9 protein-coding genes are annotated in these 14,280 nt (G+C 63.0%); 4 read left to right on the top strand and 5 right to left on the bottom strand.

Annotation, left to right across the window (positions count from 1 at the left end):
• Window positions 1-123 precede the first annotated feature (123 nt).
• The 3 genes from A3OO_RS22560 to smc form a co-directional block, all read right to left on the bottom strand.
• Window positions 124-636: a hypothetical protein gene (locus A3OO_RS22560; protein ID WP_018407482.1), complete on the bottom strand. Its 513-nt coding sequence runs from the start codon at window positions 634-636 to the stop codon at window positions 124-126.
• Window positions 623-2,047, bottom strand: a complete 1,425-nt coding sequence (locus A3OO_RS22555) for an HD domain-containing protein (RefSeq protein ID WP_198008776.1) — start codon at window positions 2,045-2,047, stop codon at window positions 623-625. Before A3OO_RS22555 ends, A3OO_RS22560 begins: the two co-directional genes overlap by 14 nt.
• Before the next feature lie 134 nt (window positions 2,048-2,181).
• On the bottom strand, window positions 2,182-5,637 hold the full coding sequence (gene smc, locus A3OO_RS0108830) for a chromosome segregation protein SMC (protein WP_018407480.1): 3,456 nt from the start codon (window positions 5,635-5,637) through the stop codon (window positions 2,182-2,184).
• 440 nt (window positions 5,638-6,077) lie between these two features.
• Here smc and A3OO_RS0108825 point away from each other — a divergent pair, with 440 nt between their 5' ends.
• Window positions 6,078-6,674, top strand: coding sequence for a gamma-glutamylcyclotransferase (locus A3OO_RS0108825; RefSeq protein WP_040573764.1), 597 nt, complete (start codon window positions 6,078-6,080; stop codon window positions 6,672-6,674).
• A 107-nt stretch (window positions 6,675-6,781) separates the two neighbouring features.
• On the opposite strand, the gene A3OO_RS0108820 is transcribed toward A3OO_RS0108825, so the two are convergent.
• Window positions 6,782-7,228: a hypothetical protein gene (locus A3OO_RS0108820; RefSeq protein WP_156824784.1), complete on the bottom strand. Its 447-nt coding sequence runs from the start codon at window positions 7,226-7,228 to the stop codon at window positions 6,782-6,784.
• Window positions 7,229-7,508: 280 nt separating this feature from the next.
• Window positions 7,509-8,441, bottom strand: a complete 933-nt coding sequence (locus tag A3OO_RS0108815) for a glycine--tRNA ligase subunit alpha (protein ID WP_018407477.1) — start codon at window positions 8,439-8,441, stop codon at window positions 7,509-7,511.
• A 259-nt stretch (window positions 8,442-8,700) separates the two neighbouring features.
• Here A3OO_RS0108815 and A3OO_RS0108810 point away from each other — a divergent pair, with 259 nt between their 5' ends.
• From A3OO_RS0108810 to A3OO_RS0108795, 3 genes are all read left to right on the top strand, one after another.
• Complete coding sequence (locus A3OO_RS0108810) at window positions 8,701-10,584, top strand: ATP-dependent nuclease (RefSeq protein ID WP_018407476.1); 1,884 nt, start codon at window positions 8,701-8,703, stop codon at window positions 10,582-10,584.
• Window positions 10,585-11,373: 789 nt separating this feature from the next.
• Window positions 11,374-12,447, top strand: a complete 1,074-nt coding sequence (locus A3OO_RS0108800) for a DUF2778 domain-containing protein (protein ID WP_018407474.1) — start codon at window positions 11,374-11,376, stop codon at window positions 12,445-12,447.
• 170 nt (window positions 12,448-12,617) lie between these two features.
• Window positions 12,618-14,168 (top strand): B12-binding domain-containing radical SAM protein, encoded by a 1,551-nt coding sequence (locus A3OO_RS0108795; protein WP_018407473.1) that lies wholly within the window; start codon window positions 12,618-12,620, stop codon window positions 14,166-14,168.
• Window positions 14,169-14,280 lie beyond the last annotated feature (112 nt).

The raw sequence follows: 14,280 nt of genomic DNA, 5'->3' as shown, positions 1-14,280 counted from the left end.
CCCGCGAACAATTTAGAGCGACAGGCGACTCAGCGCTCCTAGTCGCGTTGCCGGCGCAAACCTGCCGACGATGAAGCAAAGAAAATAGTGAGAAGCGAGACAGGCTGCTTTCGCGCGTCTCGCCTACGCGTCTTGCGGTGCCAATCCTAACGAGCGTAGCAATACCAACGCTTGTTCAATACGTCCGTTGCCGGTTTTTCCAGCCTTCCTGACTTCAAGCTCGCTACGCCAATCGGGAATCTGCTCCTTAAAAGCGAGCCAATGCACCGTCGCAGCTAGCTCGAGCACGGTCGATGTACAACCTGCAAACTTATCAAGATAGCGACGAGCACTCTCGCCGCTCAGGTTCCCTAGATTAGCGGGAGCCTGAGTAACAGTAGCGAAAGTGCTGTATGGCGCTCCGTCCGTAACACGGAAATTAACAGACTCCTTCAGGTTGCCCCAAAACTTAGCGTCTGTTACGGCATCCGAGACAGCTTCCGAGTAAGGCCCGTAGTGATGATATTCAAACGCCGCATCGCTCCCCATGCCAAGCTGATCGAGGAGGTAGATCACCTTCTGCATTCTAATGCGGCCGACGAGCTCACCGCCTGATAAGGCGACAGCTCCCACGACCAGATCATCAAGCTGGGACATAATTCTCCTCCGTGATTTCGAGGACCTTTTTCTGGTCTTTTTCGTTAATGAAGTAATAACGGAGCACTTCCTGATCTTCGAACAATGCTGCGATCGGCTTTGAGAGCGACGTTATATCGACAACCTTGCCACCCTCGCGTCGAATATAAACGCGCTTATGCGGTTTCACCGTTTCCTTACTCGGATCCTTGTAGATGGATAATGGTGCCCGATCTTCAAAAATAGATTGGCCGATAAGGGCTTTCATGTGCTCGGCAATATATTTCCTGCGTGCACCGTCGGCAGGCTGTTGGTTGACCATATCGATCGATATCGCCTTGAGAACCCTGCGGGAGCAAATGCGCTCCGCAAATTCCTTACAAGGTCCATTGCCTTTCACCGCTGACGTCTCCAACGCGTTCCAGATAATTGCATCGTCCAGCGCAAAATAATCCTCTATGCGTGGCTTAGCTTGCGCGTAATAGATGCGAAGGGGATGATCCACGGATACTGCAAGTTCAGCGTGTGGCCCCTTCGCGGCTTCTGCGCTGAAAGCCAACAAGAACGCGGTCAGCATCTGCTCGATACCGCGGGTTGTTCTATGAAGATAGACCTGAGAATAGAGATGGAAACGGGCCAGGATGAAGCTTTCCACTGCCTGAATCGCCTTCTCCTCAAATGCAAAAACTTGAATTGTGCGTCCTGAATTGTCTTGCGGATCCTCTCCACTGCTGCTCGCCACATCCACAACCCGCAGGTTGTCCAGCAGCCATTCAAAATCGATGGCTCCCGCTCTCGAGCCGGTCATCAGCCTGTCGCGCCGAAGATAATCAAGGCGGTCCGCGTCAAACGAACTTGAAACGACTGACGAATAGAAATCCTGCTCGTCCCCTCTCAACATGGCTGCGATATCGTCGGCAACAGACCCGTCGCCGCCAAACTCCTCCTTGAGGATGCGTCGGATATTTCCATCCCTTCGACGGATAAGCTCGGCAGTCCAATCCTCGTGATCTTGATAAACGTCTTTAGTCAATCGAGCTTTTTCGGCGTTTTCGAAAGCGTGACTGAAGGGACCGTGACCGAGATCATGCAGGAGCGCTGCCAAAAGAGCGGCGCGCATTCGATGGGGCCTCTGCTTTTCCTTTGGAACGTATCTCTGCGCGACATCCATCAAGCGGCGAGCGATGTGAAAAACACCGATTGAATGTGCTAGCCGCGTGTGAGTCGCGCCGGGAAAGGTGAACTCGGAGACGCCGAGTTGCTTAACCCGGCGCAAACGCTGGAACTCAGGTGTATTGATCAGACGCCAAGCGGCCCGCTCGACCTCGTCGTCTTGGTCGAAGGTCATCAGGCCGTGAACAGGATCACGGATTCGTTTCAGCGATGGCATGGCGCAGAACAAATATAGAACATATGCTGCCTCGGCAACCACTGTCAGCGAATCTCAAGGCATTTTTCACGGGACCGCGACATCCACGTCAAACGGACTTGCTCAAGCGCTGAGCATCCCAGATCTACCGCGGTGCTTACTACGCCACCCTCTCCAAACATCCGAAATTGAAATCATCAACTCGCCAGCGCGAATTTCTCCGCCTGCTCGAGATCGACCGAGACGAGCTGCGAGATTCCGCGCTCGGCTTGCGTCACGCCGAACAGCCGGTCCATGCGCGCCATGGTGATCGGATTATGGGTGATGGTGACGAAGCGCGTGTCGGTCTTCTTGCGCATCTCCTCGAGGAGATCGCAGAAGCGCTCGACATTGCTGTCGTCGAGCGGCGCGTCGACCTCGTCGAGCACGCAGATCGGCGAGGGATTGGTCAGGAACACCGCGAAAATCAGCGACATGGCGGTCAGCGCCTGCTCGCCGCCGGAAAGCAGCGTCATCGTCGTCGGCTTCTTACCCGGCGGTCGTGCGAGAATGTCGAGCCCGGCCTCGAGCGGATCGTCGCTTTCGACGAGCTGCAATTCCGCCGCGCCGCCGTCAAAAAGCAGCGTGAACAGCTCCTTGAAGTGCGCGTTGACCTTGTCGAAGGCCGCGAGCATGCGCTCGCGCCCCTCCTTGTTGAGACTGGCGATCGCGGCGCGCAACTTCTTGATCGCTTCCGAAAGATCGTCGCGCTCGGAGATCATCTTTTCGCGCTGCGTCTCGACCTCGGTGAGTTCGTCTTCGGCGCGCAGATTGACGGCGCCGAGCCGTTCGCGGTCGGCGCGCAGATTCTCCAGCCGCCGTTCGATGTCGGCGATCTCCGGCAGATCGTCGCCGTCTTTGACCTCGGCGAGCTGCGCGAGCGCTTGCGGCGTCGATTCGAGATCATGCGCGATGGCGCGCTCGACGTCGGCGACCCGCTGGCGCGCGGCGTCCAGCTGCGCCTCGCTGCGCGCCATCTCCTCGCGCGCGGCGCTCATCGCCTCGAGCGCGGCGCGGGCGGCGCGGTCGGTTTCGGCGAGACGCGTTTCGGCGCTGGCGCGCGCGTCGGACGCGTCGCGCCGGGCGGCCTCGGCCTCTTCGAGCGCATTCATCAGCGCGCGGCGCTGGCCGATGAAAGCGTCGGGCGCGTCGCCTATGCGGGCATGTTCCTCTTGCGACGTCGCCAGCCGCTCTTCCAGCTCGCCGATGCGGTCCTGCGCACGATCGCGGCGCTCCGCCCATGACGCGGCCTCTCGCACGATCGCCGCGAGCCGCGACGCGCGCGCGGCTCTTTCGTGGCGCAGGGAGGCGACCGCGGCCCGCGCCTCGCCGGCCTGGGCGCGCTCCGCCATGGCGCGGCCGCGCAAATTCTCCAAAGCGCCGGCGAGAAAGGCCGGCTCCTCAAGCTGGTCGAGCGCCTGCGTCACGCTTGCGCGCTTCTGCGCGGCCTCGTCGCGATTGGCGAGCGTCCGCGCCTTGGCTTCCTGCAGCGCCGACAGGCGCTGAGCGATTTGCGCCTGACGACGCTCCGCCGTCGAATGGCGTTCGCGCGCTTCCTCCAGGCGGACGCGGGCGCGGCGATGCGCGTCGCGCGCCTCCGCTTCGGCCTGAGCGGCCGCTCGCGCGGCCTCGCGCGCGGCGTTCAGCGCTTGCGTCAACGAATCGGCCGCGGCGCGCGCGGCGGTGGCTTCGACGCGCAGATCGGCAAGCCGGTTCTTTTCGGAGAGCCGGCGTGCGGCGGCGGTCGGCGCCTCGGCGGCCTGGGTGAAGCCGTCCCAGCGCCACAGATCGCCCTCCTTGGAGACGAGCCGCTGGCCGGGCTTCAAGAGTTTGCGCAGGCTCTCGCCCTCGGTGCGCAGCACGACGCCGATCTGCGCGAGGCGGCGGCGCAGCGCCGGCGGCGCGTCGACAAGCGCGGCGAGCGCGCGCACGCCATTGGGCAGGGCCGGATCGCCCTCCCCAGGCGTCACCGACCAATGCGCCGGCGCCGAATCGTCAGCCGAGGCGTCAAGATCGTCGCCGAGCGCCGCGCCCAACGCCGTCTCATAGCCTTTCTCGACGGTCATGCTTTCGACGACCGGCGCCCAGAGGCCGCCGGAGCCGGTTTGCAGCAGATGTTCGAGCGTGCGGATCTCGGTCTCGAGCCGCTGGGCGCGCAGCGCCGCCGGCTCCAGCGGCGTGCGAGCGGCGGTCTCGGCGTCGCGCGCCCGCCGCGTGGCGGCCTCGGCCTCCTGCGTCGCTTCTTCGGCGGCGCGCGCGTCCTGCGCCGCCTGTTCGAAAGCCTGCGCGAGACGCTCGACCTCGTCGGCGCCGCCGCCCTGCCCGGCGATCAGCGCAAATTCCGTCTCGATGCGGGTCAGCTCCGCCTCGAACCGCGCGACCCGCTGATTTTCATCGCGCAGCGCCGCCTCAAGCGCCGCCCGCCTGGCGTTGACGCCGGCGAGCTGCTCCTGCGCGCTCGACAGCTCGGCCTCGGTCGCCGCCAGCGCCGCTTCGATGTCGATCAGCCGCGCTTGCGCCTCAGCCTCGCGGCCGGCGTCGTGCGCGTCGCCGCCTTGCAGCTCGCCGCGCTCGTCCTCAAGCCGCTGCGCGACCTCCGCCGCGTCCTGAATCAGCGCGCGTTCGCGCTCGAGATCGCGGCCGAACTGCTCGATATGCCGCTGCAGCTCGGCGATTCGCTCCTTGGCGCGCCGCTCGTCGGCCTCGAGCGCGTCGCGCGCAACGACCAGCCGATGCAGCGCCGCGCCGGCCTCGGCCTCCTTCTCGCGCAGCGGCGGCAGCTCATGCGCGGCGACCGCCTGAAATTTCGCCGCCTCGGCCTGCTCCAGCGTGCGTTCCTGCACGCTGCGCCGGCCGGCGTCGAGCTTCGAAGCGGCGCCCTGCAGCTGCTGTGCGGCGAGCTGATAGGCGAGAAGCGCCGCCAGCGCCTCATTCTTGCGGATTTGCGCCGCCAGCCCGCGGTATTTGTTGGCCTGGCGCGCCTGCCGCTTCAAGCTGTCGGCCTGGCTGTCGACCTGCTTCAACACGTCTTCTAGGCGCGTGAGATTTTCGGACGCGGCGTTGAGGCGCAGCTCAGCCTCGTGCCGGCGCGAATGCAGCCCGGCGACGCCGGCGGCGTCTTCGAGGATGCGGCGGCGCGCCTGCGGCTTCGCCGAAATGATCTCGCCGATCTGGCCCTGGCGCACGAGCGAAGGCGAGCGCGCGCCGGTGGCGGCGTCGGCGAAGAGAAGCTGCACGTCGCGGGCGCGCACCTCGCGGCCGTTGATCCGGTAGGTCGAGCCCTGCTCGCGCTCGATTCGGCGCGTGACCTCGATCGCGTCGGCGTCGTTGAAGGCCGCCGGCGCGGTGCGCGACGAATTGTCGAGAACCAGCCCGACTTCGGCGAGATTGCGCGCCGGGCGCGAGCCGCCGCCCGAGAAAATCACGTCGTCCATGCCGGACGCACGCATGTTTTTATAGGAGTTTTCGCCCATCACCCAGCGCAGGGCTTCGACGAGGTTCGACTTGCCGCAACCATTGGGGCCGACGACGCCGGTCAAGCCCGGCTCGATGAGGAAATCGGTCGGCTCGCAGAAGCTCTTGAAGCCCAGAAGGCGCAGGCGCTCGAATTTCATTGCCTAAAGACCGCCACAAACTGCAGGGGAAAGCAAGAAAACCGACGCGATATGTTGTGGGTAGGCTCTACCGAAGGGCGCTCCCGAGACGGAGGCGCGTCGCATTCCGCCACCGAATCACGATTTTCATTGCATCGCAGGATTGCGGCGGAAAAAATAGGAATAGAGACGCTGGGCGTCTAGTGAAGGACAGCTATCCTCTCCCTCATGCTGAGGAGCGCCCGCAAGTCGCGGTTTACCCGACTTGCGGATTTAATGTCGATCGCGGGCAGGCCCGAGATCGAAGGCGCGTCTCGAAGCACGAGGGAGAGCTTAAAAGGCGTGCGTGAAGGTTTCCTCGTCCTTCGAGACGCCTGCTGCGCAGGCTCCTCAGGATGAGGAAACCTTCAGTCGAGCACTGCGAATCTTTGACCGAAATCGCGAGGCTCCAGAGCGAAGAAATGGGTTCAGCCAGTCCGCGGGACGAAGATTTCTGGGTGTTCGGCTACGGGTCGCTGATGTGGCGGCCGGGCTTCGACTTCATCGACAGCGCGCTCGCCTGGGTGCACGGCTATCACCGCGCGCTGTGCATCTTCTCGCATGTCCATCGCGGCACGCCGCAGCGGCCGGGGCTGGTGCTGGGGCTCGATCGCGGCGGCTCCTGCCAGGGCGTCGCCTTCAAAATCGCGGCGCGCGACCGCGACAAAACGATTCGCTATCTGCGCGAACGCGAACTCGTCACCTCGGTCTATCTTGAGAAAACGCTCGGCGTGCGCTTCGTCGACGGCGGCGCCGCCAAGGCCCTCGCCTATGTCGTCGACCGCACGCATATCCAATACGCCGGGCGGCTGCCGGAAGACGAGATGATTCGCCTGATCGCCGAGGGCGTCGGCCTTAATGGCGACAATCCCGCCTATGTGCGCAACACCTACGAACATCTGCTGCGGCTCGACATCCATGACGCCGAGCTCGCCGAGGTCGTCCGCCGGCTCGATCATGAGTCCTGCAGGACCGGGCCCGCGACCGGCGGCGCCGGCGATGAGCCGACGCCGCTTTGACGCGACGCCATACGCAACGCTTTTGCACAACGCTTTTACGCAACGACGCAACGCTCGCGCGCACGAAACTCGCGACGCAACGCTTACGCTACAGACGGTCCGCCTGATCAGTTGAGCAGCGACGCGGAAAGATCGCGCAACGACGCGGCGTCGGCGCAAAAATGCACATGCCATTCGGCGACGCCGAGCTCCCGCGCGATCTCGCGCAGCCCGCGGCGGTCGCCGTAGCTGCGTTCCTGCGCGAGAAAGACGCAGACCGGCCGCGTCGCCGCGCCCTCCCGCGCGACGCCGATGACGACGCCATTCGTCACGTCGGCGACGAAAGACTCCTCGCCCGACTGGAACACCGAGCACACATAGCGGCGCCCGGAAGCGCCGCGCCACGAAAAGAATCGGCTGCGCAGCGAATCCGTCTCGGCGAGCGATTGAAGCGCCTCGCCGCGCGGCGCGGAATCCTCAAGCGTTTGCCCCAAGACGCTGCTAGAGGCGCTGCGAGAGACGCTGCGAGCGATGCTGCGAGCGATGCTGAAAGACGGATAACGGGGCTGATACATGGCACGATCCGCTAACGAGGATGAACACGGAACATGACTAGAACGAAACAGGCACAGCGTCAAGGGAGCGCGCGCCCATCCATGTCTCTTGGGTTCCTGGCAAAAGACTGGACAGGCGCGCACGCGCCGCTACTCGCCAACGGCGCAAGACGGTTGCCCGTCTCACGCACTGTTATGCATGGCTTCGATCTTGGAAGATGTGCGCCAACGCGCATGACAAACGCTGTTACCTCTTATCGAGGTGGGCGCCGATTGAGGCTTTCGCAATAGCGCGCGCGCCCTATCCGTTCGCGCCGCCGCCCGCCGTGCGCAGCCAGGCCGCGCCGCAGGCTTTCGCCAGTTCGCGCACGCGCAGAATATAGCTCTGCCGCTCGGTCACCGAGATCACGCCGCGCGCGTCGAGAAGATTGAAGGCGTGGCTCGCCTTGATGCATTGGTCATAGGCCGGCAGCGCCATGAGATGCATCTCGTCGCCCGAGCCCGCGCCAAAATGCAGCAGGCGCTCGCATTCGGATTCGGCGTCCTTGAAATCTTCAAAAAGTTTGCCCGTGTCGGCGGCTTCAAAATTATGCCGCGAATATTCCTGCTCGGCCTGCAGGAAGACGTCGGCGTAGGTGACTTTCTCGTCGCCGTCGCGGCCGTTGAAATTTAATTCCATGATGCTGTCGACGCCCTGCAGATAGCAGGCGAGCCGCTCCAGCCCATAGGTGAGTTCGCCGGCGACCGGCGCGCATTCGAAGCCCGCCACCTGCTGGAAATAGGTGAACTGCGAGACCTCCATGCCGTCGCACCAGCATTCCCACCCGAGCCCCCAGGCGCCGAGCGTCGGGCTTTCCCAATCGTCCTCGACGAAGCGGATGTCGTGGAGCTTGGGATCAATGCCGATGGCGGCGAGCGAGGCGAGATAGAGTTCCTGCAGATCGGGGGGCGAGGGTTTGAGGATCACCTGGAACTGATAGTAATGCTGCAGGCGATTGGGGTTCTCGCCATAGCGCCCGTCCTTGGGGCGCCGGCAGGGCTGCGCATAGGCGGCGCGCCACGGCTTTGGGCCGAGCGCGCGCAGCGTCGTGGCGGGATGAAAGGTGCCCGCGCCCATCTCCATGTCATAGGGCTGCAGAATGACGCAGCCCTGCGCCGCCCAGAAGTTTTGCAGCGTGAGAATGAGCCCCTGGAAGGAGCGGATGGGGGAGAGGTGGGGGGAGACGGGGAGCATGGGGAAATCCTGCGCGAGTTGCGCGCAAGCTATTGGCGGGGCCAACGCAGGTCAACGACATGCTTCGCCGATGGCGGTCGGGTGAATATCCGCTATGCGCCATAGGCGAACATTCGCGCAGGCTCAATTTCGGTTCCTTTGCTAAGAGATTATGTGATTGGCACGTTCGGATACTGTGAACCCGCCTCGTGTGATAATTGATCTGTAACGCTTCGCGCCTTCTGCCCAGCTCAACAACTTTTCCGCGGAACTAGTCGAGATGATCGAGCAACCGATTACTTTCACTTTACCCAAGCCCTGGGCCGAGCAACAATTCACTCTCGAGCGCTTAGGCGAATTATCGTTTCTTGTAGGCCCCAACGGCAGCGGCAAATCGCGTTTCGCCAACACCCTGAAATTCGTTATTCCGAATGCGCGGCTGCTTGGAACGGACCGACTCGAAGGCATGTCGCAGAGCGCGATGTCGTCTATTCTCGGCGATCGGTTCTCGGGCGGTTACCAGAAGAGTCAATTCTCTCATTTCCGCCACGCGGGCACTGTCGGCTCCGGTATTGACGCCTTCATTATTTTAGAAGAGCGCCCAGATATTCGTGTCATCGTCGAGGCGACCCTAAGCTCGCTCTTCGACCGCGACATCACGCTGGAGTGGGACTCCGGCAACCTAGTCCCCAAGGCGCGTCTCGCACGCACGGGCGACGCCTACCGCATGGACCGTGAGGAATGCCATGGCATCCGCGAGCTCCTGGTCCTGCTGACGCACTTGCACAACGATGAGCATGCATTTCTTATTATAGACGAACCCGAGCTCAACCTTCACCCCCAGTTTCAGTCGTTCTTCATTCAGGAGGCACGTAAGGTCGCCGGGTCGCACGTTACCGGCTCCAGCCGGAAGGGTGTGCTCCTGATTACACATTCGCCTTTCATCCTCGATCTGCGTACGCTGGACGACATGCAGTCGATATTCTGCTTTTCGGCCGACCACAGTCCGCCGAGATTTATCGGGGCCTTGCAGAAGGCGGAGAGCGATCGCCTTGTCTCGCTGATCCCGCGACTGAATGTCCATCACAAGCAGCTGTTCTTCGCTGACAACCCAATATTCGTTGAAGGTGTTTCAGACGCGCAAATGATCGAGGCGATTCAGGAGCGGCGCAAGGCGTCGATAACTGCGGCCGGCAGTTGCCTGATCGATGTTGGTGGCTGCGAGGAAGTGACAAAGTATATTGAACTCTGCCGCCACTATGGCAAGGAGGCGTATTTCCTCTTCGATCTTGACAGTCTCTTCCTAGGTAGTCTTCGCCAGTGCGTTCGTGAGGACGGACTCATCGTCGAGTTTCTTGCAGGCCTGGGGCTCGGAGCCGATTTCGCCAACTATTGTGGCGCACTTGACCGCGAACTGACCACGGCAGTCCGGGCCATCGAAACCGCTAAAAACGCGCAGGGCGTGGTCGCGGCGCTTCAGACTTATTTTGGGACGCTGCTCCAAGACGCCAAGAAGCTCGCGCGCCAACGCGTGGCCGTGCTCGTGGAGATGGCGGCGAACCGCAACACTCTCCTGCCGGTTTTAACCGGGCAGCTTATCGCCGATATCGAAGGACGCTTGCATCAGGTACAGGCGGCGCTTGAGAAGAAACACATCTTTCTTCTCGGCGGCGGCGCGCTTGAGCACTACCTGCCATCATATGTAGGCGATCGGTACGCGCTGAACGACGCCGCCAAGAAAAAGGCCGTTGCGGCGGAGACCGCGTTGCTTGCGACCGGCACGGTCGACCACGAGCTGGCGGAAAGATATGGCGAGTTGTTTGGGTGCATCGAGATGCTGCCGGCTAAGCCGCCGGTCGATACCGAAAGCGTTCTGCGTGGATATGTGAGCAAATATATCCACGATCTCCAAGGGCTTGTCGTTAGCAAGCCTCACTGGGGCAAGGAACAGATCGTCGAGCATTTTGCGTCATCGCAGGCGGGCTTAGGCAAACTGATCACGCTCGCGGAGTTCAAAAGGCCGAGGGAGGGCGAATTCCGGGCAGTGCTGAAGATCGCAGGACCGCAGGGGCACCTCGTGGAGGTTTCACACGATACGAACGCTGGCATGAGACGCTTTACCTTTCGGTCCGAAACCGCCGTTTGTGGCGAATCGGCCTCATAACGATCCACGGTTATGGCGGGCTCCCGATCAAAACTCCTGCGCGGTGACCGCACCACAATCTGATTCACATCCACATCCGCAGGCTGCTCGATCGCGTAGCGAATCGCGCGGGCGATAGCGTCCGCCTGACCTGCTTGGCGAGGGGCTTCAAACGAGGTGCCGGCACCGATCAATTCGGTCGCGACCGCGCCGGCAATGGTCGTTGTCGGGCGGATCTTGCCGCCGACCTCCTACGCAGGCCTTCGGAAATCGTCGCGACCGCGAATTTCGCACTGCCATAGACCTTCCCGCGGGGGATCGCCGTTGAACCCTTCCGCGCCAAGCACGGCGGTCCCGCGACTGCGCCGATGCGGCTTGCCGCGCCCGTTACGGCCAACCTTGCATCCGACTAGCGCTTCGAATAGTTCGGACCGCGTCCCCTTTCAGAACCCTTTTCAGAACGACTTGAAGCAGCGCAGCTTTCGCCGTCGCGCGTCGTCAAAACGCGCCGGCGAGAGAGCGCCAATCTTGGCGCCACATTTGGCGCCAAAGCGGCGGCGAACTTGGCCGCGCCCTGGTGGGACATTTCGCGAAAGCCGGCATTTTCAAAGCCTTAACTATTCGTCTTTACCGTAAGCGCGGACAAGAATTCGCCCTAAAGCAGCCCAAGCAAGGCCGTTTAGTTCTGGTGAGAATATGTGAAGGCGTTCCGTGCAGTTCTGGCTTTCGCCGAACTTTGTCGCGATTTCGCGCAAATGTCAGCGAAGCTCAGAGCCTTGCGACGGAAGAGTAATTCGGAGGTAGGGGCGAATGATGCAAGGGATCGGTGCGCCAATCGATTTTATTTCTTTGGATCGTCGCATTTATTCTCGCAAGAGCTCGTCTCATCTGGTCATCGCCGGCGTCGCGCTGGCGGTGAGCCTGTCGGCGGGGTGGTGGGCGCTGTCGCAGCGCCCGGCGACCGCCAGCTCTGAGACAGCCGCGGCGTTCCACACGCAAAGCGCCTCTATCGCGCAAAACCCCTACGGGGCCATCGTCGGCCTCGGCGGCCGGCGCCAGACGCTGGCGTTCGCTGAACCGACGCTGCGCGGCGCGCTTGACGCCAGCATCCAGCCCGCGGCGCAAACGCCGTCCGCCATCGTTCCCGAGCAACAGGACGTCGACGACGCGCAGGTCGCCTCGGCGGACGATACGCCGCTGCCGCCGCGCCGCCCGGTCGAACTCACCGTCGCCAATCGCGGCCTCTACGAGGGCTCGCTGCGCCGCATGGCGCGCACCACCGTCGTGCCGGGCTCGGGACCGGACGACCGCTCGATCTTCGAGAGATTCTTCGGGCTCGGCGACGCCGCGCAATCGGCGCAAGAGGCGCGTCAGCAGCAGCCGCGCGGTCAGGCGCTCGCCTATGCGGCGCCGGACGGCGGCACGCTTTCCGACCTGAAATCCGGCATCCTAGGGGGCGTTTCGGGCGCGGCCGGCGCGGCCGTCGGACCTGCGGCGCGCTTCGACCGCTACACCGCCGTCTATGACATCTCGTCGCATACGGTTTATTTGCCCAGCGGCGCAAAACTCGAGGCGCATTCCGGCCTGCGCGAACATCTCGACGATCCGCGCTACGTTCATTTGCGCATGCGCGGCGCGACGCCGCCGCATGTTTACGATCTCAAGCCGCGCGAAGCGCTGTTCCATGGCGTCGAGGCCCTGCGTCTTACGCCGGTCGGCGGCGAAGGCGCGATCTTCGGCCGCGCCGGCCTTCTCGCGCATACCTACATGCTCGGCCCGAACGGCGATTCGAACGGCTGCGTGTCGTTCCGCGACTATCAGGCCTTCCTGCGCGCTTATAAGAACGGCGAGGTTCGCCGGCTCGCCGTCGTCGCCCATCTCTAAGCGTTTATTCTCACGCGTTAAAAACGAAAAGCGGCCCGTAGCGGCCGCTTTTTTCTTGCGCTTTTTTCTTGGGGTTTGCGCGCCGCCCTCCACTTTGGAATGATGACAAGTTCTTGTCGGTATTGCGAAGTTCATTTAGCGTACGGCTCGAAGCGCATGAGGGGATTTGCATGGCCGTTTCGATCTATCTCATCAATCCTGCTGGGGATTTTCCAACTTATTTCGGCGGCGAGGCGCTGGCGGCGTCGGGCGTGGCGGGCGGCGTGATGATGGCGGACCTCGCCACGGCGACCGTCGCGGCGCTTGCCCCCAGCGACTTCGAATTCGAGCTCTGCGAGGAGCAGGTCGAGCCGGTGAAGTTCGACCATCCCGCCGACTACATCGCGATCACCGGCAAAGTCAGCCAGCGCGGCCGGATGATCGCCATCGCCGACGAATTCCGTCGCCGCGGCAAGAAGGTCATCATTGGCGGGCCTTATGCGAGCCTTTCGCCGGCGCGACTGCGCGACCATTGCGACGTGCTGGTGAGCGGCGAGATCGAGGAAATCGCCGGCGAGATCTTCTCCGATCTTCGCGCCGGCAAGCCGAAGGACAGCTATGTCGGCGACAAGCCGTCACTCGCCGCTTCGCCGCCGCCGCGTTGGGATCTTTATCGCAACGACCGCGCGATTCTCGGCGCGGTGCAGACCTCGCGCGGCTGTCCGTTCGAATGCGAATTCTGCGACGTCATCCAATATCTGGGGCGCAAGCAGCGCCACAAGCCGATCGCCAACGTCCTCGCCGAACTCGATGCGCTGTGGGCGGCGGGCTATCGCACGGCCTTCCTCGCCGACGACAATTTCACCGCGTACCGCGCGCACTGCAAGGAGCTGCTCGCGGCGATCGCGCATTGGCGCCGCGATCGTCCGATGGAGTTCGTCACGCAGATCTCCATCGACGCGACGCGCGACGAGGAGCTGCTCGACATGTGCGTCGCGGCGGGCCTGACGCAGGTCTTCGTCGGCATCGAGACGCCCAATGTCGAAAGCCTGCGCGAGACCGGCAAGCGGCAGAATCTCAAGATCAGCCTCGTCGACGAAATCCAGAAGCTCGTCGACCATGGCATGTCGGTGATGGGCGGCATGATCGTCGGCTTCGACCATGACGGTCCGAGCGTCTTCGCCCAGCAGTATGAGTTCGCCATGGCGACGCCGATTCCGATCTTCAGCCTCGGCGCGCTGATGGCGTCGGAAGCGACGCCGCTCTTCGACCGCATCACCCGCGAGGGGCGGCTGCTCACCGGCGGCGTCGAGACCCAGGCGGTGCCGTGGAGCTCCAACATCCAGTGCCAGACGATGAGCATGGACGAGCTGCATCACGGCATGCAGAATCTCTGCAACGCGATCTACGCACCGGCCGCCTTCGGCGAACGCATGCTGCGCCTGATCAGCACTTTCGGCCGCCACCGCAAGGCGCCGGCGCCGCAGCCCTTCGATCCGAAATCGCTGCGCGAGGTCGAACAGCAGGCGATGCAGGTCGGCATGGACGTGCGCAAGATGGGCGAGGCGGAAGGCCGCATGTGGAACAAGGTCTGGGGCGCCGCCGTGCGCAAGCCGGAGACCATCACCATCGTCGCGCGCATCATGTTTCAATATGCGCAGGCGCGGCACATGTTCGACAAGGGCAATTACTGGGAGCCGCAGCTCTCGAGCCCGCCCTCGGCGTCGCAGCGCGCGGCGTAAATACTCGTTTCGCCTGAGTCGCAGGTATGTCATTCCCGACGCGCGTCTCACGCGCGATCGGGAATCCAGAGCAAAACCAGCGCTGCTGTATCGGCTCTGGATTCCCGGTCAG

This window comes from Methylocystis rosea SV97 (assembly GCF_000372845.1).
Taxonomy (GTDB): Bacteria; Pseudomonadota; Alphaproteobacteria; order Rhizobiales; family Beijerinckiaceae; genus Methylocystis; species Methylocystis rosea.
Note: the sequence above shows the minus strand (reverse complement) of the source record. Positions and strands in the feature narration are given on the sequence as shown.